Source organism: Actinomadura fibrosa (genome assembly GCF_900659615.1).
GTDB lineage: Bacteria > Actinomycetota > Actinomycetes > Streptosporangiales > Streptosporangiaceae > Spirillospora > Spirillospora fibrosa.
The window spans coordinates 1-19,248 of the sequence record NZ_CAACUY010000097.1; the positions used below are offsets into that span (position 1 = coordinate 1).

Consider the following 19,248-nt stretch of genomic DNA (forward strand, 5'->3'; position numbering starts at 1 on the left):
GGCGAGGCGGCGGCCGGGCAGGTCGCAGCGGAGCGTGGCCGGGCCGGCGGGCACGCGGCCCTCGGTGCCCGCCGGGAAGGCCCAGGCGGGGACGGGCCCCGGGACGGGCCGGGGCTGCAAGGTGAGGCCGGTCACGACTCGGTACCTCCGTCGGTCAGGGCGTGGCTCGGGACGGTGCGGCGGCGGGACGGGACGAGACCGCTCACGATGCGGTGCCCCCGTAGGTCAGGGCGGTGCGGCCGCCGGGCGCGAGCCAGCGGCCGGCCATCTCCTTGATCGCGTCGCCGGTGACGGCGGCGGCGCGTCCGGGCGCGGTGAAGACGCGGGCGGGGTCGCCGAACTGGGTGGCGTTCTGGGACAGCGCGTTGGCGAGCCCGGTCACGGTCTCGGTCTGCTCCAGGAAGCCCCGCTCGGCCTGCGCGGTGGCGCGGGCCGTCTCGTCGTCGTCGGGGCCGTCGGCGGCGAACCGCGCGAGCTCCTCGTCCAGCACCGCGGCGATCTTGTCGGGGTCCGGTCCGATGGCGTCCACGATCGCGAGCGAGGGCCCGGACGCGAGCCGGGTCACGCCCGCCCACACCTCGGTGGCGATCTGGTCGCGCCGGACCATGCGGTCGTACAGGCGCGAGCCGGAGCCGCCGCCGAGGATCTCCACCGCGAGCTCGGCCGCCTCGATGTCGTCGCCGCCGTCGGTCGGCAGCGTGAACATCGCGAAGTAGGCGGGGGACGGGACGTCCTCGTCGAGGGTCTCGCCGCGGACGCCGGACAGCGGCCCGAGCTCGCCGGGACGCGTCGAGGGCTTCTCGGGGCCGGCGGGGATGCCGCCGAAGTAGCGCTCGACGGCCGCCAGGGTCTGCTCGGGGTCGACGTCGCCGACGACGGACAGGACGGCGTTGCCGGGCGCGTACCAGGTGGCGAAGAAGTCGGTGCAGTCTTCGAGCGTGGTCGCGTCGAGGTCCTCCATGGACCCGATGGGCGTGTGCGCGTACGGGTGGCCCTCGGGGAACGTCAGCGCGCACAGCCGCTCGAAGGCGGTGCCGTAGGGCTGGTTGTCGTAGCGCTGGCGGCGCTCGTTCTTCACGACGTCGCGCTGGTTGTCGAGGTTGGTCTGGGTGAGGGCGGCGGGCAGCGTCCCCATCCGGTCGGCCTCCAGCCAGAGCGCGAGCTCCAGATGGCTGACCGGCACCGTCTCGTAGTAGTTGGTGCGCTCGAACGAGGTGCTGGCGTTGAACGCGGCGCCGGCGCTCTCCAGCAGCGCGGCGTGCTCGCCTTCGGCGACGTTGCCGGAGCCCTGGAACATGAGGTGCTCGAAGAGGTGGGCGAGCCCGGTGCGGCCGGCGCGCTCGTGCCGCGAGCCCACGCCGTACCAGAGGTTCACGGCGGCCAGCGGTACGACGTGGTCCTCGCAGACCACCACGCGCAGGCCATTGCCGAGCGTGTGCTCGTGCAGCGGCTGTTCGGCCACGGAGCGCTCCCGTCCGTTCGATGGATGATCGGCTGGCGGACAGCACCGCGCGCGTCGTGTGGGGCGGGCCCTCGCGGCGGGCTTGATCTCTGTCTCACCGTACCGGGTGCGTGCCACCGAAGCGCGCGACCTGCGCGCACCGGCCGGCGCCCTTCCGGGCGCCACGGTAAGGCGTGCGGGAGATGCGGTCCGGCACGCGTAGGGAGACGGGAGCGCCCCGCGAGGCAAGCCGGGTAACAGCCCGCGCGGCGGACGGGTAACGGCCCGCGCGGCGGGCTGGGAGGAGGGGTCAGGACGTGGCTGACCCGTGTGCCGCGATGGCGTCCTCAAGGGAGTGGTGCAGCACGAAGATCTTGGTGAGCTGGGTGACGTGGAACACCCGCCGCACCCGGTCGTTGACGCCCATGAACGACATCGAGCCGTCCCGCGCCCGGAGCCGGTGGTAGATGCCCACCAGCACGCCGAGGCCGGTCGAGTCGAGGAACGTCACCTCGCCCAGGTCGATGACCAGGTGCAGGCCGCCGTTCTCGATGATGTCGAGGAGCGCCTCCCGCAGCCGGGGGCTGGTGAAGACGTCGATCTCGCCGCTGATGTTCACGACGGTGAGGCCCTTTTCCTCGCGGTGCTCGACGGCGAAGTCCACCGGTGATTCCTTCCTGCAGCGCGTCGGAGAGTGCCGTATACCCCGTCGGGCCCGTCGAAACCCCCGGCGCGTCGCGTCCTAGGCCACAGCTTGGTAACGGACGGAGATTACCGGGAGACGCCGCGTCATGGCGACGGGCGCGGCGGCGGCGCGGCTCACGGGTGCCGGAAGAGGGCCCACACGATCTTGCCGTGCGGGAGCCTGCACCAGCCCCAGCGGACGCTGAACGACTCGACGAGGTGGAGGCCCCGCCCGGTCTCGGCGATGTAGTCGGGCTCCTTGCGGCGCGGGCCCGTCTGGCTCGCGTCCATGATCCCGCAGAGCAGCCACGGCGCGTGGTGCAGCAGCCGCAGGTGGATCGCGGACGGGGCCGAGCCCAGCGGGTCGGCCGGGTCGCCGTACACGCCCTCGCGGTGCACGTCGTCGCCCGGCCGCCCGCGGGTCGCGCGGCCGCTGTGCCGCAGCGCGTTGGTGACGAGCTCGGAGACCACCAGGCCCACGTCGTCGACCAGCCCCGACAGGTCCCAGGCCGCCAGGCGCGACACCGCGAAGTGCCGCGCCGCCGTCACCGACTCGGGGTCGGGGTGGACGGTGTAGGAGACCGTCGGCCCGGCCGGTTCCGTCAGCGCCGAAAGTCCGGCCTCCAGCCGCCGGGGCAGGTCGCATGACTCCGGCACGGGCGTCGAGAAGGCGGCGGGGACCCGTGGGCCCACCCGCCCCGTGACCGGGCCGAGTTCCCACCGAGTGTCGTCGTGCGCGTGGCGTGACGTCATTCCACCGGACCCCGCAGAGTGTTCTCGTTGTGCTGCCGTGGCTTGGAAGTCTCGTGCGTTATCCTGCGCATCGTAGCGTGCGAATGCAAGGCCCAATGCACGTGCATTCGCGTTGTGAGGGTGTGGGGCGACGCGGATGCGGGCGACTGAACGGAGGTAACCGCAGGACACGGAGGCCAGTGGCACACTAGGTTCGCTGTCCGCCATTTAGCCGGGAGGTTGGGCGTGACTCCAGAGACGCCGGGAAGCGGGTCGACGGTCCGTCGGATCCTGCTCGGGTCGCAGCTTCGCCGTCTGCGCGAAGCGAAGGGTGTGACCCGTCAGGACGCCGGCTACGTCATCCGCGCGTCGGAGTCGAAGATCAGCCGCCTGGAGCTCGGGCGCGTCAGCTTCAAAGAACGAGACGTGGACGACCTGCTCACGCTGTACGGCGTCGGTGACAAGACCGAACGCGAGGCGCTGCTGCAGCTCGCCCGGGAGGCCAACACCCCAGGTTGGTGGCACCGGTACAACGACGTCCTGCCCGGCTGGTTCCAGACCTACGTGGGCCTGGAGGAGTCGGCGGCGCTGATCCGCACGTACGAGCTGCAGTTCGTTCCGGGACTGCTGCAGTCGGAGGGGTACGCGCGCGCGGTGATCCGCCTGGGCAACGCCGGGGCCGCCGAGACCGAGATCGACCAGCGCGTCGGGCTGCGCCTGCAACGCCAGGAGCGGCTCACGGGTCCGGACGCGCCGCGGCTGTGGGCCGTGCTGGACGAGGGGGCGCTCAAACGCCCCATCGGCGGCCCGGAGGTGATGCGCGAGCAGTTCGAGCACCTCATCGAGATGTCGAAACTGCCCAACGTCACCATCCAGATCATGCCGTTCAGGTTCGGCGGCCACGCCGCCGAGGGAGGGGCCTTCACCATCCTGCGCTTTCCCGAGCAGGACCTGCCGGACGTGGTTTACGTCGAGAACCTCACCGGCGCGATGTACCTGGACAAGCGCGACGACGTCGACACCTACCTTCAGGCGATGGAACGCCTGTGCGTCGACAGTGCGACCCCGGAGCGCACGGTCGAGCTTCTCGGTGATCTTCTCAGAGAGACATGATGCTCCAGACCCAACACGGCCAGATCCAGGCCGCTCCGAACGACTACGACAACGGGATGCCCGCCACCAAGCTGCACGGCGCGCGGTGGCTGAAGTCCCGGCGAAGCAACTCCCAGGGGAACTGCGTCGAGATCGCCGAACTGCCCGGCGGGCAGGTCGCGATGCGCAACTCCCGCCATCCCGAGGGCCCCGCCCTCATCTACACCCGCCCCGAGATCGAAGCGCTCATCCTCGGCGCCAAGGACGGCGACTTCGACCATCTCATCGCCTCCCGCAACTGAACACCACGGAAAACCGCATCGGGTCTCCGTCCGCGACGGAGACCCGCCACGGCGGCGCGGGTCAGCCGCAGTTGCCGTAGGGCGCGGTGCGGCCGTTGCCGCCGAACCGGACGCACTTCTTGACCGCGGACACGTACACCGGGCCCGCGTACCACGCGAACGACCCGCTGTCGGTGACCTGGCTCCCGCCGCTGCGCTGGATCCACACCGACACCGGCGAGCTCTTCCCCACGTTCCTGGTCTTCATCGTGACGGCGCAGTTGTAGCCCGAGCTGTTGTACAGCAGGTACGCGGTACCGCCCGAGGCCGCCAGCGAGCGCTGGACGTAGTAGCCGCCGCCATGGCCGCCGCTGTTGCAGACGGCCTGCGGCGTGTACTTGTTGGGCGGCTCCTTGACGGGTGCCGAGCCGCCTCCGCCGCTTCCCTGGGTCGGTGCGGTGCCACCCGGCGTCCTGCCCGGCTTCCCGGACGCCCGCGGCGCGCCGGACCGCCCGGCCTCGGGGCTCTGTCGCCCCTGCGGCTTGCCCTGCTTGCCCTGAGGATTCCTGGTCGCGCCGTCGGCGCCGCTCGTCCCCGCCGAACCGTCCTGGGCGCCCTGCTGCTGCCCGGCCGCGGCGATCTGCTCGTCCCCGCCCTCGTTCCCGCCGGACCGCGTCGCCGCCCACACCCCGCCGCCCGCGAGGACGGCGGCGACGGCGGCCGCGGCGGCGATCGGGACGAGCCGTCCGCGCTTCCGGCCCTCCGGGTTCCGGGCCGGCCCCTGGCCCGGCGGCATGCCCGGCGGGATGCCAGGCGTCCCGTGATAGCCGGACGCGGGAGGCGGCGCCGCGTTCGCGCCCGCCGGGCCGAACGGCGGGGGCGTCACGTCGCCGTACGGCTGCGGCTGCGGCGCGGTGCGGCCCCGCACACCGGACGACGGGTCGGTGACGTGCTCGGGCGGTAGGACCGCGCCGGCGTCCGGCGGCCCGGGGAAGGCGGGCAGCGGCGGGACCGGCGGCGCAAAGGGAGAGGACGTGCCGCTGGCCGCGCCGACAAGGCGTTCCTGGGCCTCGCGGGCGGTCGGGCGCTGCGACGGCTCCTTGGCGAGGCACGCCGCGACGAGCTCGCGCATCGGGCTCGGCAGGTCCCCGAGGTCCGGCTCGCCGGTCAGGATCCGGTGCATGACCGTGCCCATCTCGTCGTTGCCGAACGCGGGCCGTCCGGTGGCGGCGAACACCATCGTCGTCCCCCACGCGAACATGTCGGCCGCAGGGCCGACCTCGCCGCCGGTGAAGTGCTCCGGGGCCATGTAGGCGGGCGTGCCGACGTTCTGGGTCTCCCCGGCCGCGCCGAGCGCGCGCGCCACGCCGAAGTCGATGACGCGGGGACCGTCCGGGCCCATCATCACGTTGTGCGGCTTGAAGTCGCGGTGGACGATCCCGGCCTGGTGGATCGCGGTGAGCGCCGTGAGCGTGCTGATCGCGAGCCGTTCCAGGGCGCCGCCCGTCCGCGGCCCCTCCTCGCGCACCACCGTGTGCAGCGACATGCCGGGGACGTACTCGCTGATGATGTACGGCTGGTCGCCCGCGAGGTCGGCGTCCAGGACCTGCGCGGTGCAGAACCGCGCCACCCGCTTGGCGACCTCCAGCTCGCGGACGAACCGCGCCCGCGCCGACGCGTCGCCGGTCAGCCCGGCGTGCAGCAGCTTGATCGCGACATGGTCGGCGGTGCGCGGCGCGGCGGCGCCGTCCGCGGCCACCGGGCGGCCGAGGAAGACGGCGCCCTGGCCGCCCTCGCCGAGGCGCCCCAGGATCTCGTAGCCGCCCAGCCGGGTCGGGTCGCCCGACCGCAGCGGATGGGCGTCCGGCATCGTCCTGTCCGTCACACCACTCGCTCCCCGTCGCTCCAGGCTCGTCCAGCAAGACTATTGGCCTCACGAGAGTACGTGCTGCGCGAACCGGATGATCAGTGCGGTGCGGGAGGAACGAGACAGCGGACGTCCCGGCGCAGGTCAGCGGGCCTCGGCGGGTCGTTGCCGCACCCGCGCCAACTGGACTACAGTCCGTATAAGGGGAGGGATGTCGAATGGACCGCGGTCCGCTGGACGACGGCGTGCGCGACCTCGAACTGATGCGGACGCCGCCGCCGAAGGAGCGCGCGGACGCCGCGCGCAACCGCGTGAAGGTCCTCGCGGCCGCCGCGGAGCTCTTCGAGCGGCACGGCGTGGAGTCGGTGTCGATGGACGCGGTCGCCGCGGCGGCCGGCGTCGGCAAGGGCACGCTGTTCCGCCGCTTCGGCGACAAGGCCGGGCTGGCGGCGGCCCTCCTCGACGAGCGCGAGCGCGAACTCCAGGACGCGATCCTGTCGGGGCCCGCTCCGCTCGGCCCGGGCCGCGCGGACGAGACCGTCGCCGCCGCGGACCGCCTCCGCGCCTTCGCCGGCGCCTACCTGGACTACGTCCTCTCCCATCTGGCCCTGATGCGGATGTCGGAGACGGCGTCGCCGGGCGCGCGCTACCGCATCGGCGCCTACCGGTTCTGGCACCGGCACGTCGCCCTCCTCCTCACCCGGACCGCTCACGAGTCGGCGGCCGACGCCGACGCCGTGGCGCACGCGCTGCTCGCGGCGCTCGGCGCGGAGCACCTGACCGCGATGGTCGAGGGCCTCGGCGCGGAGCGCGCGCGGGCGGCCGTCCTGACCCTCTTCGGGGCGGTCGGCGGCTTCCGGACATGACGGAACCCCCGTGCGGGGCACGGGGTTCCGGGAGCCGGGCCGGATGTGGCCAGGCGGCGTTCGAGGTCAGGCCGGGTCGGGCGTCCGCCGCTCAGGACGGCCCTCCGCCCGGCCGTCCGGGTGGCCCGGCGGGCCCTCCGGGGCGTGGCCGCGTTCGAGCCGCGCGGCGACCGCGAGGGCGCGGAGCGACGTCGACTTCACGTGCTTGCGTTCGGCGCCGAGGCGCGGCTTGAGGATGCTGCTGGGCATGGGAGCCTCCGTGGGGTCGTGGGACGGGCGTGCCACCCGGTGCGCCGGATGTTGCACGTGTTGTTGCAACCGCAAAGATCCCCGCCCTATTCCGAAGTGATCAATCCCTTTCGACATCGTTCCCCTCGCTCGGTCGCATCCCTGACTGGCTAGGCTCGCCGAGGCGGGCCTCGGGCAGATCAAGGGCGGCACCCTCTACCCGGTGCTCAACCGGCTGGAGGAGACGGGGCTCGTCTCCGCCGAGTTCCGCGCCGCCGACCGCGGCCCCGGCCGCCGCTACTACCACCTGACCGACGAGGGACGCGCGACCCTCGCCGAGCAGGGCGGGCTGTGGCTCGCGTTCGACACGTCCGTCCGGAACATGCTCGCGCAGGGAGGAATCCGATGACGACGCCCTACTTCGACGCGCTGTCGGAGCGGCTCCGGGGGAGCGGCCTCCCCGAGGACGAGGTCGCCGGCACCATCGACGACCTCACCGCCTACGTGGCCGAGTCGGGAGCCGACCCGGAGGAGGAGTTCGGCCCGGTCGAGGAGTTCGCCGCGCGGCTCGCACCCGGCGACGGGCCCGGCCCCGACGTCCCGGGGCCGTCCGCCGGGACCTGGGTGTGGCGGGCCGACGCCTTCAACGAGCGCGCCATGCTCGACCGGTTCGGCGACGAGGGCTGGGAGGTCGAACGCGTCGACCCGCTGGGCCGCTTCGTCAGCCACCGCGACCCCGAGAGCCCGCAGCGCTGGGAGTACCGCCGCGAGTCCGTCCTGCCCGGCCGCCGCAAGGCCACCGCCGCGCGCCTCGCGCCGGACGGCTGGGAGTCGTGCGGGACCTGGATGCACTTCGAGTACTTCAAGCGCCCGAAGGCCGCGAGCCTGGGCCCCGAGGCGGCACTGCCCGAACCGCCGCGCACCCCGGCCCGGCGCGTCTTCCTCAGCAGGCGCTTCCGCGTCTTCATCGCCTGCTATGCCCTCTTCGTCCTCGCGGTCTGCGCGGGGAGCATGGTCTTCGCCGACGGACGGACGCAGGTGAAGTTCCTGGTCGGCTTCCTCCTCGGCGCCGTGATCGCCGCGGTGCTCGCGGTCGCCCGCATGTGGCAGGACAACCGCTGACGATCAGGCGTTCCGGAGGTGGTGCAGGAGCTGCTGATGGCGCTGCCAGTACTCCGGAGAGCGCCCGTCACCCAGATGGAACCAGGTCAGCGGGGCCTCCGGCGGGCCGACCGGCTGCCGGATGAAACCGGGCGGCCCCGTGTAGGAGCCGGTCGCCGCCAGCCCGATCGGCGCCGACGCCCCGGACCAGCGCGGCTCGGTGGTGAGGTCCGCGCGTCCCGGAGTGAGCTGGGCGAGCAGGGCCGTCACGGGATTCTCGGCGGCCAGGGCGTCGAGCAGGGACGGCAGGTCCTCCACCGGAGGCGGGTCGCCGGGCCCGTAGCCGACGGTCAGCGTCGTCAGCTCCGCGATCCCCGGCGTGTCGGAGAACTCCAGCGTGGCGGCCGCGCGCCGCGCCCCCTGGCCGACCGCGATGATCCGCGACCGGGGCCCGGCGTGGACGCGGGCGGTCAGCTCGGCCGGATCCCACAGGTGCTCCAGCGGTTCGGTCGTCCCCCAGCCCGCCGGCGACCGGCCGATGAGCAGCCGCATGAGCTGGTCGACCTGGCCGCCGAGCCGCGTCTGCGGGGTGTGCCGCGCCTGGAACGTCAGCACGAGCTGCGTCCCGACCGGCGCGCTCGGCGGCGTGACATAGCCGGGCGCGTAGTCCCGCGCGTCCGGCACGTGCGTGAACGACCTCCCGTCCCAGTACATCGGACGGCCGGTCAGCCCCTCGTAGTACCCGTTGTCGTCATGGACGACCCACTGCGCCCTCGGCGACGAGACCAGCGCGCGGACGGGCACCGTGATCCGGCCGCGATGGCCCGTGACGATCTGCAGGACCCGGCCGGAGCGCTCGCACTCGTCCAGCGCCTCGGTCACCGCCGCCCCCAGCGCGATGACCGGCCGGTCCTGGAGGACGACCGCCGCGCTGGAGGTGAGGACGTCCGCCCCGCCCGCCGTCTCGCTCACCGGCCTCCCTCACTCCACACGGTCCCGTCGCTGCGGGCGGCGATCCCGTCCGCGCAGTGACGCGCGATCCGCTCCGCCTCGGCGATGTCCGCCGCCGCGTGCAGCTCCACCCACCAGACGGGCTCCCGCACGTCCGCTTCAAGGAGCCGCTCCACCTCGCCCGGAACCACCACCAAGATGGGCTCCCGGACACGCACGAGCAGCCGGTCCTGCGCGTCGAAGACGTACGTCCCGCCCATCTTGAGGCCCGTCCCGCCGGAGGAGCCGACCAGCTCGGGAAGGTCGGCCATGTCCGGCCGCCGCTTCGCCAGCACGACCAGCGCCCGGCTCACGGGACGTCCAGCGAGCGGACGAAGGCGTGGGCCGCGATCGTGGTGGCCGCCGCCTCCGCGGCGCCGCCCGTCCGCTCGGGCGCGATCGACACGCCCGCCGCCAGGTGCCGGTCGAACGGGACGTGCACGACGGGCAGCCCGCCGGCGCTCAGCATCTCCCGGGCGCGCACCAGGTCCGCGTCCGGCCGCGGCGTGTGCGCCACCAGCGCGACGACCGTCCGGGAGAGAAGCTCGCCGTAGCCGTTCTGCGCGAACCAGTTGAGCGCCGTGCGCGCGCTCAACGCCCCGTCCACCGTGCCGGGCGCGACGAAGACCTGCGCGTGCGCGCTCCCGATCACGCTCCGCTGCAACTCGCCGGTGAGCCCGCCGCCGCAGTCGACGACCGCCACGGAGAAGTAGGGCTCCAGCCGCCCCGCCGCCTGCTGGAACACCCGGTGGTCGATCTCGTCCGCCACCACTCCCGTCGGGGCCGCGGGCAGGACGAACAGGCCCTCCGCCGTCCGTCCCAGGTAAGGGGCGATCTCCTCCCACGACCGCGGATGGGCCGCCGCCAGATGGCGCAGCGAACTCGCGGTGCTCGCGCCAAGCCTCACGGGCAGCGACCCCAGCCCGGGGTCGGCGTCCACCGCGACCACCTGGTCGCCGCGGTACCGCCGGATCACCCCCGCGACGAGCGCCGTGACCGTCGACTTGCCCGCCCCGCCCCGAATGCTCGTCACGACGATCCGCCGACACGAAGGCACCGGCGCCGCAAGCTGACCCGCCATCCGCGCGAGGTCGTCCCCTCCCACGGCCCCACCACGCAACCCAAACCCACGCCGACGCCCCACCTTCCCCCGAGCCGCCCCGTCGACGTAACCCCCCGACGCCGCCGCGGCCGGAGGCGCGGGTGACGCGTTCGCCAGCCCAGCCTGCGGCGACGCGGCCACCTGGTTCGCCTGCGACGCCTGCGACGCGGAGAGCGGCTCGACCGGTGGCAGCGCATGTACCGGATCCGCCCGTGGCGTAGAGAACGGGGCCGCCTGCGGCGGCGTCGGCGGCGAACCCGTCCACGGTGCGGACGCCGGGTCTGTCTGTGGCGGCGCGGGTAGCCGGTCCGCTTGCTGTGTGGGAAGCGGCTGCGCCGGTGGCGGCGCGTGTGCCGGGTCGGCCTGGGACGTGGAGAACGGGTCCGCCTGCGGCGGCGTAGGCAGCGGACCCGTCCAAGGCGCGGATACCGGGTCCGTCTGAGGCGGAGTCGGTACCTGGTTCGCCTGCGGCGTGGGAAGCGGCTGCGCCGGTGGCGGCGCGTGTACCGGGTCGGCCTGTGTCGTAGAGAACGGGTCCGCCTGCGGCGGCATCGGCGGCGAGCCCGTCCAAGGCGCGGATACCGGGTCCGTCTGAGGCGGAGTCGATACCTGGTTCGCCTGCGGCGGTGTGGGCAGCGGCTCGACCGGTAGCGGTGCGTGCACCGGCTCAATGTGCGGTGCGGCCTTCGGGTCCGGCTGTGGTGGCGCGGGTACTTGGCCCACCTGCGGCGCGGGCAGGGGACTCGCCAGTGGCGGTGTAGCCACCGAGTCCGGTTGCGGCGGCGTAGGCACCTGGCTCGTTTGCGGTGCGGATACCGGGTCTGCCTGCGGCGGCGTGGGCGGTGAGCCCGTCCACGGTGCGGACGCCGGATTCGGTTGTGGCGGGTCTGGTTGCGACGTTGGTAGCGGGGTCGCCTGGGGTGGTGTTCGCGCGTAGGTCTCTGGTGGCGGCACCTGCGGGTATTCCCCGTGCGGGGCCTGGGGGTGCGTGCTTGCTGGAGGGAGTGCGGCTGCGGGTGTGTCGGGGCGGGTTGCGTCCTCGAAGTTCGGTGGGCCGGGGGACCAGCCTGTCGGGCCTGCCCAGTCGGTCTGTGGGGCCGGGGCGGGTTCTGGGGGGCTCTCGTCCGGCGTGGGCTGCTGGGCGGCGGCTAGTGCTGCGGCCCAGGGGCTGACCGTCTCGGAGGACTCGGCCGTTTCGTCCTGGTCTGGGACGGGATCGGGCAGTGTCGGGTCGGTCTCGGCCGGCTCGTCTGCGGCATCCCAGGGCGCGGGGGCCACCGGTGTGATGCGGGGTGGTGCGGGCTCGGCGGGTTCGGGGGCGGGTGGCGGTTGTGCGGCGCCGGGCCTTGCGAAGGTGAGGGTGGGGATCCTTGTGCCGTTCGTGGTGACGGCGGACGGCACGGGCTCGGGCAGGGGAGCGGGAGCCGGGGGGACGGTCAGCGGGGGGCATGGGCTCGGGCGGGTCAGGCCGGTCTCCAGCGCGCCGAGGTCGTTCAGCACGGAACGCTGCCAGTCTCGATCCGACACCGGGCCCCTTTCAGCGCCGCGCATCTGGTGGCTGTGACGAGTCTAAACAAGGACGGAACGGGCGGGGACGGCGAGAATCGACCGGAGGTGTGAGGCGGCGTCAGAATCCGGGTCGGGTCGGGTCCGGCGCGATGGATCCGGCTAGAGGTAGAGGCCGACACCGTCCTCGGCCGTGGGGGTGACGGGGCGCAGGTCGGCGGCGCGGAGTGTGATGATCTCCTCGTCCGTGCCGGTGCCGGGGGCGGACGTGAGGCGCCGGCCCTGGACGGCGATGGCGGCGTCGAGGAGGTTGCGCATGAGGCGGCCGTTGCCGAAGGACGGGCCGCGGGGGACGCCGCGGAGGAGGGCGCGGAGGCGGTCGGGGACGTCGGGGGCGAGGACGAGGCCCTCGGCGTCGGCGAGCCGCTCGAAGATCGCGACGAGTTCGGCGTCGGAGTAGTCGGGGAACGCGAGGCGCTTGGGGAAGCGGGATTCGAGGCCGGAGTTGCCGGTCAGGAACGCCCGCATCTCGCGCTCGTAGCCGGCGGCGATGACGACGAGGTCGCCGCGGTACTCCTCCATGAGCTGGACGAGGGTGGCGACGGCCTCCTGGCCGTAGACGTCGCCGGCGAGGGAGTACGCCTCGTCGATGAACAGGACGCCGCCGAGGGCCTGCTCGACGGCGGCGCGGACGCGGGGCGCGGTCTGGCCGAGGTAGGGGCCGACGAGGTCGGCGCGGGCGACCTCGACGAGGTGGCCGGACGAGAGCAGGCCGAGGTGGCCGTAGACGGCGGCGACGAGGCGGGCGACGGTGGTCTTGGCGGTGCCGGGGTTGCCGGTGAAGACCATGTGGCGGGTGGGGACGGTGGCCTGGCGTCCGGCGGCGCGGCGGAGTTCGGCGCCGCGGGCCTCGGCGGCGAGGAGGTGGACCTGCTCCTTGACGTCGTGGAGGCCGACGAGCGCGTCGAGTTCGGCGAGGGGGTCGGTGCCGGTGACGGTGCGGGACGTGCCGGTGAGGGTGTCGGGGATGTCCTCGGGGAGGAGGGCGGCGAGGTCGTCGGGGGTGGTGCGCTTGCGGGCGGTGACGCGGCGGGCCTGGAGGGCGGTGGCGCGCTCGGAGAGGTTGCGCATGAGGCGGGCGTTGCCGAAGGCGCGGCCGCGGGGGGCCTTGCGGAGCAGCCCGGCGACCTTGTGGAGGGCGGCGGGGGACGGGGTGAGGCCCGCTTCGGCGGCCTGCCCGGTGAAGATCTCGACGAGTTCGGCGTCGGTGAAGTCGGGGAAGCGGATCGTGCTGGGGAAGCGGGACGCGAGGCCGGGGTCGGAGGCGATGAAGCGCTGCATCTCGCGCTCGTAGCCGGCGACGATGACGACGAGGTCGTCGCGGTTGTCCTCCATGACCTTGAGGAGTTCGGCGATGGCCTCCTGGCCGTAGTCCTCCGACATGGTGGTCTCGGTGAGCGCGTAGGCCTCGTCGATGAACAGGACGCCGCCGACGGCGCGCTGGGCGACGTCGCGGGTCTTGACGGCGGTCTCGCCGACGTAGCGTCCGACGAGCCGGGAGCGCGACGCCTCGACGAGGTGGCCGGACGACAGCACGCCGAGCCGCTCGAAGACGCGGGCGAGGAGGCGGGCGACGGCGGTCTTGCCGGTGCCGGGGTTGCCGGTGAAGACCATGTGCCGGGCGGGCGGCGCGGGGACGGGCAGGCCGGCGTCGCGGCGCAGCTTGGCGGCCTTCGCGCCGGCGACGAGCAGTTCGATCTCCTGCTTGACGGTGCCGAGGCCGGTCATGGCGGCGAGTTCGGCCATCGGGTCGCCGGTGCGGCCGGTGGTGTCGACGGCGGCGGGCACGTCGGGGCGTTTGACGACGAGTTCCTCGCCGGGCCCGGTGCGTTCGCGGACGGCGTCGACGACGATGTCGGCGAGGTGCTGGGCGAGGCGGGCGTTGCGGAGGTTCCGGACGGGCGGCGTGCGGGCGAGGAGTTCCCCGGCGGCGGTCAGGGCGCGCTTGTGGGCGCGGGCTCCGCGCTGGTGCAGCGCGCGGTTGAACAGCTCGGCGTGCCCTTCGGCGGTGAACGGGTGGGTGTGGACGACCTGGAACCGCAGCGAGAGGCCGGGGTTGACCTCGCGGACGCGCTCGTCGCCGCCGGGTTCGCAGAGCGCGACGACGTGCAGGTCGTCGTGGACGTCGAGGGCGCGGTGGAGCTGCTCGACGATGGCCTCGCCGCTGCGGACGTCCTGCGACATGTCGTCGAGCCCGTCGATGACCATGAGCCGGAACCCGGCGGACTCGCGGGCGTCGTTGTAGAGGTGCATGGTCGCCGCCGAGACCTCCTTGGCGGCGAAGAAGTCGTCGGCGAGCCACAGCGGCTCCTCGGTGATGCCGCGCCGCCGGAGCAGCGCGGCGATCTCCTGGGCGGCGTCGCGCTTGCCGGTGCCGTCGGGGCCGACGAGCATCAGCCGGACGGGCCGGTCGCCGTCCGCGATCTCCTGGAGCGCGGCGACGACGTCGGGCTGGCCGATCAGCCCGGACGCGACCTCGCCCGCGCGGGCGCGGCGGGACGGGCGGGACGTCGCCTTGCCGAGGTTCGCGGCGAGGGGGTTGACCATCCGGCGGCGCGGCGCGAACAGGCGGCGGACGTCGCCCTGGAACTCGCCGACGGGGAGCCATTCGGGGTCGGGGACGCGGGCGTGGTCGGGGAAGCCCTGGACGGCGCCGGTGAAGCGCATCGCCATGTCGAGCCAGGCGCGGCACGCCTCGATGCCGCCCGCGCCGAGGGCCCGTCCGAGCCAGGCCCACTCGGACGCGAACCAGGGCTCGGGCTTGAACTTGCCGCGGGCGGCGGCGAACCGGTCGAGTAGTTCGCCGTAGCGGTCCTCGGTGAGGGCGGCCGACAGCTCGGCGGGGACCTGTTCCAGCCCGGCCTGGAGGAGCAGGTGGACGAGCAGCTCGTCCGGTGTCTCCTCGTGCGGCGCGATCTCCAGCAGGTGCTCGTGGACGGGCAGCAGCCCCGAGCACACCCATTCCAGGTAGCCGATCGGGCCGGCGAGCTCGGGCAGGGCGGCGACGGTCGCGTCGTCGGCGCGGGCCGCCCACAGCTCGCGGCGCTCGGCGAGCGGCGCCTTGATCCAGGTGCCGGGCGGCGGGTCGCCGTAGAGCTTGAGGAGGGCGCGGCGCCGCTCGTCGAACGGCTCCAGGCCCGCGAACACGTCGAGGGACTCGCGGGCCAGGTCGAGGGCGAGGTCCTGGTCGGGGACGTCCTCCAGCCAGTCGAACGGGCGGAACGCGCCCGAGCTGACGCCCCACTCGGCGGCCTCGCGCCGCGGGTCGATCGGGTCGCGGTAGTAGGCGCCGAACAGCCGGTGGTAGAGCTTGCTGTGGGAGCCGGAGTGCAGCGCGGCGCCGCCGGAGAGGAAGTCGAGCGTGGTCATCATCTCGGCGACGACCAGCGGCGCCGGGGTGGTGAGGAGCCCGTGCCGGTCGCCGGTGAGCCCGGCGCAGCGGGGGTCGCCGACGAGCGCGGCGATCCGGTCGCGGAGCTCGTCGAACAGCCCGTCCGGGACGCGCCAGGGCCCGTACGCGTAGAGGTCGATCACCGGCTCGTCGGAGACGAGGAGTTCCAGCTTTTCCGGCAGCCGCACCGCGATCCTTCCGCAAAGCCCTCAAGAGTCCCTGAACCGGCGCGAACAGCCTAGAGCGTCCATCGGGCCGGGGAACGCGCTATGCGGGCACGGCGTCCGGCGGGGACCGGCGGAAGGTTCGCCCGATTTTCCCAGGGGGCGTCATGTGTCACTTTGTTCCCGCGGTCCGGCGCGTCCGGGGCCGTGCCGCGTCGTTGGACTGGGTACGTACCCGATGATTCGGTTCGCCCGCCGGGCCGGCCCCAGCACAGCCGCGGCTCGACGCCGGGTCCAGGAGGCCGCCGGTACGGGCGGTCCGCCCGAGCCGTCTCCTGGGAGAACCCACGTGATCACTAAGCTGCTCGTCGCGAACCGGGGTGAGATCGCCGTACGGGCGTTCCGCGCCGCCTACGAACTCGGCATCGCCAGCGTCGCCGTCTACGCCCACGAGGACCGCTTCTCGCTGCACCGGCAGAAGGCGGACGAGGCGTACGAGATCGGCGAGCACGGCCATCCCGTCCGCGCGTACCTGGACGTGGACGGCATCGTGCGGACCGCGGTCCGTGTCGGCGCCGACGCCGTCTACCCCGGCTACGGGTTCCTGTCGGAGAGCCCGGAGCTGGCGGAGGCGTGCGAGCGCAACGGGCTGACGTTCGTCGGCCCGCCGTCCGCCGTGCTGCGCCTCGCGGGCAACAAGATCGAGGCGGTCGCGGCGGCGCGCCGGGCGGGGCTGCCGGTGCTGCGCTCGGCGACCCCGGAGCCGGGCCGGGAGCTCGCGGCGGCCGACGAGGTCGGGTTCCCGCTGTTCGTCAAGGCCGCGGCGGGCGGCGGCGGGCGCGGGCTGCGCCGCGTCGACCACCGCGAGGACCTGGAGGCCGCCGTGGACACGGCGCGCCGCGAGGCCGAGAGCGCGTTCGGCGACCCGACCGTCTTCCTGGAGCAGGCGGTGGACCGGCCCCGCCACATCGAGGTGCAGGTCCTCGCGGACGGCAGCGGGCACACCGTCCACCTGCGCGAGCGTGACTGCTCGGTGCAGCGCCGCCACCAGAAGGTCGTCGAGATCGCGCCCGCGCCGAACCTGGACCCGGCCGTCGCCGAGCGGCTGTGCGCGGACGCGGTGCGGTTCGCCGAGGAGATCGGCTACGTGAACGCGGGCACGGTGGAGTTCCTCGTGGACGACCGCGGCGAGCACGTCTTCATCGAGATGAACCCGCGCATCCAGGTCGAGCACACCGTGACCGAGGAGGTCACCGGCGTCGACCTCGTGCAGAGCCAGTTGCGGATCGCGGGCGGCGAGACGCTCGCCGGCCTCGGCATCGCGCAGGAGGCCGTCGCGGTCTCCGGGTTCGCGGTGCAGTGCCGCATCACCACCGAGGACCCGGCGAACGGGTTCCGGCCCGACACCGGCAGGATCTCGGCGTACCGGTCGCCGGGCGGCGCCGGGGTGCGGCTCGACACGGGCACGACCCACGCGGGCGCCGTGGTGACCCCGCACTTCGACTCGCTGCTGGTCAAGCTGACCTGCCGCGGGCGGACGTTCGAGGACGCCGTGCGGCGGGCGCGCCGGGCCGTCGCCGAGTTCCGCATCCGCGGCGTCGCGAGCAACATCCCGTTCCTCCAGGCGCTGCTGGACGAGCCGGACTTCCGCGCGGGCGGCGTCACGACGTCCTACATCGCCGACCACCCCGAGCTGCTGACGGCGCGGTCGAGCGGCGACCGCGCGACGCGGCTCGTCCGGTACCTCGCGGACGTGACCGTCAACAAGCCGCACGGGGAGGCGCCCACCGACCTCGACCCGGCGGCGAAGCTGCCGCCGCTCGACCTGTCCGGCCCGGTCCCGGAGGGCTCCCGGGACCGGCTCCTGGCGCTCGGCCCGCGAGCGTTCGCCGAGCAGCTGCGCGCGCAGCAGGCCCTGGCCGTCACCGACACGACGTTCCGGGACGCGCACCAGTCCCTGCTGGCGACCCGAGTACGCACCTACGACCTCCTCACGGCCGCGCCTTACCTCGCGCGCATGACGCCTCAGCTCCTGTCCATCGAGGCTTGGGGAGGCGCCACGTACGACGTCGCGCTGCGCTTCCTGGGGGAGTCGCCCTGGGACAGGCTCGCCGCGATCCGGGAAGCCGCACCGAACCTGTGCATCCAGATGCTCCTGCGTGGCCGCAACACCGTCGGGTACACGCCGTACCCCGATTCGGTGGCGCGCGCCTTCGTCAAGGAGGCCGCCAGTACGGGAGTGGACATCTTCCGGGTGTTCGACGCCCTGAACGATGTGGAGCGGATGCGTCCCGCCATCGAGGCCGGGCTCCAGACCCACGCGCTCGTCGAAGGCACCCTCTGCTACACCGGCGACCTCTCGTCCCCCGACGAGCGCCTCTACACGCTCGACTACTACCTCCGCCTCGCCGAGCAGCTCGTCGAGACGGGTGTCCACATCCTGTGCATCAAGGACATGGCCGGGCTGCTCCGCGCGCCCGCCGCCCGCACGCTGGTGAGCGCCCTGCGCGAGCGGTTCGACCTGCCCGTCCACCTGCACACCCACGACACGGCGGGCGGGCAGCTCGGCACCTACGTCGCCGCCGTCGAGGCGGGCGTGGACGCGGTGGACGGCGCCGCCGCGCCGCTGTCGGGCACCACCAGCCAGCCGCCGCTCCAGGCGATCGTGGCCGCGACCGACTTCACCGGCCGCGCCACCGGCCTGGACCTGGACGCGCTGACCGCGATGGAGCCCTACTGGGAGGCCGTCCGGCGGCTCTACGCGCCGTTCGAGATGGGCCTGCCCGCGCCGACCGGCCGCGTCTACGGGCACGAGATCCCCGGCGGGCAGCTCTCCAACCTCCGGCAGCAGGCCGTCGCGCTCGGCCTCGGCGACCGGTTCGAGGAGATCGAGCGGCTGTACGCGGCGGCCGACCGGATCCTCGGCCGGCTCGTCAAGGTCACCCCGTCCAGCAAGGTCGTCGGGGACCTGGCCCTGCACCTCGTCGCGGCGGGCGCCGATCCCGACGACTTCGCCGCGAACCCGGACCGCTACGACATCCCCGACAGCGTCATCGGGTTCCTGAACGGCGAGCTCGGCGACCCGCCGGGCGGCTGGCCCGAGCCGTTCCGCACCAAGGCCCTCGCCGGACGCCGGCACACGCCCGCGCGCGCCGAGCTGTCCGGGGCCGAGGAGAAGGCGCTCGCGGGCGCGGAGGTCCGCGACACCCTCGACCGGCTGCTGTTCCCGGGCCCGGCCAAGGAGTACCGCGAGTCCCGCGCGGCCTACGGCGACCTGTCCGTGCTGCCCACCGGCGCGTTCCTGTACGGGCTGCGCACCGGCCGCGAGGTGGCCTTCGACCTCGAACCGGGCGTGCGGGTCCTCGCCGGGCTCGAAGCCGTCGGCGACATCGACGAGGCGGGCGTCCGGCAGGTCATCTGCACGGTGAACGGCCAGCTCCGCACGGTATCCGTCCGCGACAAGTCGGTCGTCTCGGACGCCCCGCCGGTCGAGCGCGCCGACCCGTCCGAGCCCGGCGAGATCGCCGCGCCGTTCGACGGCTCGGTCACCCTGCGCGTGGCCAAGGGCGACGCGGTCGCGGCCGGGGACACGGTCGCCACGATCGAGGCGATGAAGATGGAGGCCGCCATCACCACCCCGGTGGCCGGGACCGTCACGCGCCTGGCCGTCCCGGAGGCGACCCCCGTCCAGGCCGGGGACCTGCTCCTCGTGATCTCCTGAGCAATGGCGCCGTCCCGGCGGG

Annotated in this window: 14 protein-coding genes and 1 pseudogene; 6 read left to right on the plus strand and 9 right to left on the minus strand. The window is 73.9% G+C overall.

Going from position 1 to position 19,248, the window contains the following annotated elements; translation table 11 throughout:
• Positions 1-202: 202 nt before the first annotated feature.
• The 3 genes from E1300_RS27375 to E1300_RS27385 form a co-directional block, all read right to left on the minus strand.
• Positions 203-1,462, minus strand: coding sequence for a M16 family metallopeptidase (locus tag E1300_RS27375; protein ID WP_131759955.1), 1,260 nt, complete (start codon positions 1,460-1,462; stop codon positions 203-205).
• Between the two features lie 289 nt (positions 1,463-1,751).
• The gene (locus E1300_RS27380; protein ID WP_131759956.1) at positions 1,752-2,105 is read right to left on the minus strand and encodes an STAS domain-containing protein; all 354 of its coding nucleotides are present in this window, start codon (positions 2,103-2,105) and stop codon (positions 1,752-1,754) included.
• A gap of 155 nt (positions 2,106-2,260) precedes the next feature.
• Complete coding sequence (locus E1300_RS27385; RefSeq protein WP_242619423.1) at positions 2,261-2,782, minus strand: ATP-binding protein; 522 nt, start codon at positions 2,780-2,782, stop codon at positions 2,261-2,263.
• Between the two features lie 321 nt (positions 2,783-3,103).
• On the opposite strand from E1300_RS27385, the gene E1300_RS27390 reads away from it, so the two are divergent.
• Both E1300_RS27390 and E1300_RS27395 read left to right on the plus strand, forming a co-directional pair.
• A complete protein-coding gene (locus tag E1300_RS27390) occupies positions 3,104-3,970 on the plus strand; it encodes a Sco1979 family transcriptional regulator (RefSeq protein ID WP_242619424.1) in 867 nt (288 codons plus the stop codon).
• Positions 3,967-4,251, plus strand: a complete 285-nt coding sequence (locus E1300_RS27395; protein WP_131759958.1) for a DUF397 domain-containing protein — start codon at positions 3,967-3,969, stop codon at positions 4,249-4,251. Before E1300_RS27390 ends, E1300_RS27395 begins: the two co-directional genes overlap by 4 nt.
• A 61-nt stretch (positions 4,252-4,312) precedes the next feature.
• Here the strand turns inward: E1300_RS27395 and E1300_RS51780 are convergent, their stop codons facing one another.
• Positions 4,313-6,115 (minus strand): serine/threonine protein kinase, encoded by a 1,803-nt coding sequence (locus E1300_RS51780; protein ID WP_242619425.1) that lies wholly within the window; start codon positions 6,113-6,115, stop codon positions 4,313-4,315.
• 200 nt (positions 6,116-6,315) lie between these two features.
• On the opposite strand from E1300_RS51780, the gene E1300_RS27405 reads away from it, so the two are divergent.
• A complete protein-coding gene (locus E1300_RS27405; protein ID WP_131759959.1) occupies positions 6,316-6,963 on the plus strand; it encodes a TetR/AcrR family transcriptional regulator in 648 nt (215 codons plus the stop codon).
• Between the two features lie 66 nt (positions 6,964-7,029).
• Here E1300_RS27405 and E1300_RS27410 read toward each other — a convergent pair whose 3' ends face one another.
• A complete protein-coding gene (locus E1300_RS27410) occupies positions 7,030-7,212 on the minus strand; it encodes a hypothetical protein (RefSeq protein WP_131759960.1) in 183 nt (60 codons plus the stop codon).
• Positions 7,213-7,363: 151 nt separating this feature from the next.
• Between E1300_RS27410 and E1300_RS27415 the strand changes: the two are divergent.
• Positions 7,364-7,600 (plus strand): annotated as a pseudogene (locus tag E1300_RS27415) (PadR family transcriptional regulator); the annotation flags it as partial.
• Positions 7,597-8,313, plus strand: a complete 717-nt coding sequence (locus tag E1300_RS27420; RefSeq protein WP_131759962.1) for a hypothetical protein — start codon at positions 7,597-7,599, stop codon at positions 8,311-8,313. The pseudogene E1300_RS27415 and the gene E1300_RS27420, both read left to right, overlap by 4 nt.
• Positions 8,314-8,316: 3 nt before the next feature.
• Here E1300_RS27420 and E1300_RS27425 read toward each other — a convergent pair whose 3' ends face one another.
• The 4 genes from E1300_RS27425 to E1300_RS27440 form a co-directional block, all read right to left on the minus strand.
• Positions 8,317-9,264 (minus strand): DUF6177 family protein, encoded by a 948-nt coding sequence (locus E1300_RS27425; protein WP_131759963.1) that lies wholly within the window; start codon positions 9,262-9,264, stop codon positions 8,317-8,319.
• Positions 9,261-9,596, minus strand: coding sequence for a hypothetical protein (locus E1300_RS27430; protein WP_131759964.1), 336 nt, complete (start codon positions 9,594-9,596; stop codon positions 9,261-9,263). Before E1300_RS27430 ends, E1300_RS27425 begins: the two co-directional genes overlap by 4 nt.
• Positions 9,593-10,315: a MinD/ParA family ATP-binding protein gene (locus tag E1300_RS50370; protein WP_165503028.1), complete on the minus strand. Its 723-nt coding sequence runs from the start codon at positions 10,313-10,315 to the stop codon at positions 9,593-9,595. Before E1300_RS50370 ends, E1300_RS27430 begins: the two co-directional genes overlap by 4 nt.
• A gap of 1,737 nt (positions 10,316-12,052) precedes the next feature.
• On the minus strand, positions 12,053-15,529 hold the full coding sequence (locus tag E1300_RS27440) for an AAA family ATPase (protein ID WP_131759966.1): 3,477 nt from the start codon (positions 15,527-15,529) through the stop codon (positions 12,053-12,055).
• A 325-nt stretch (positions 15,530-15,854) separates the two neighbouring features.
• Between E1300_RS27440 and E1300_RS27445 the strand changes: the two genes are divergently transcribed.
• Positions 15,855-19,226 (plus strand): pyruvate carboxylase, encoded by a 3,372-nt coding sequence (locus E1300_RS27445; protein ID WP_131759967.1) that lies wholly within the window; start codon positions 15,855-15,857, stop codon positions 19,224-19,226.
• The last annotated feature ends 22 nt before the right edge of the window (positions 19,227-19,248 follow it).

What these genes read in the sequence shown, in the direction of transcription:
- E1300_RS27395 (WP_131759958.1), top strand. Translation starts at nt 3,967, where the DNA reads ATGATGCTCCAGACCCAACACGGCCAGATCCAGGCCGCTCCGAACGAC.
- E1300_RS27405 (WP_131759959.1), top strand. Translation starts at nt 6,316, where the DNA reads ATGGACCGCGGTCCGCTGGACGACGGCGTGCGCGACCTCGAACTGATG.
- E1300_RS27410 (WP_131759960.1), bottom strand. Translation starts at nt 7,212, where the DNA reads ATGCCCAGCAGCATCCTCAAGCCGCGCCTCGGCGCCGAACGCAAGCAC.
- E1300_RS27420 (WP_131759962.1), top strand. Translation starts at nt 7,597, where the DNA reads ATGACGACGCCCTACTTCGACGCGCTGTCGGAGCGGCTCCGGGGGAGC.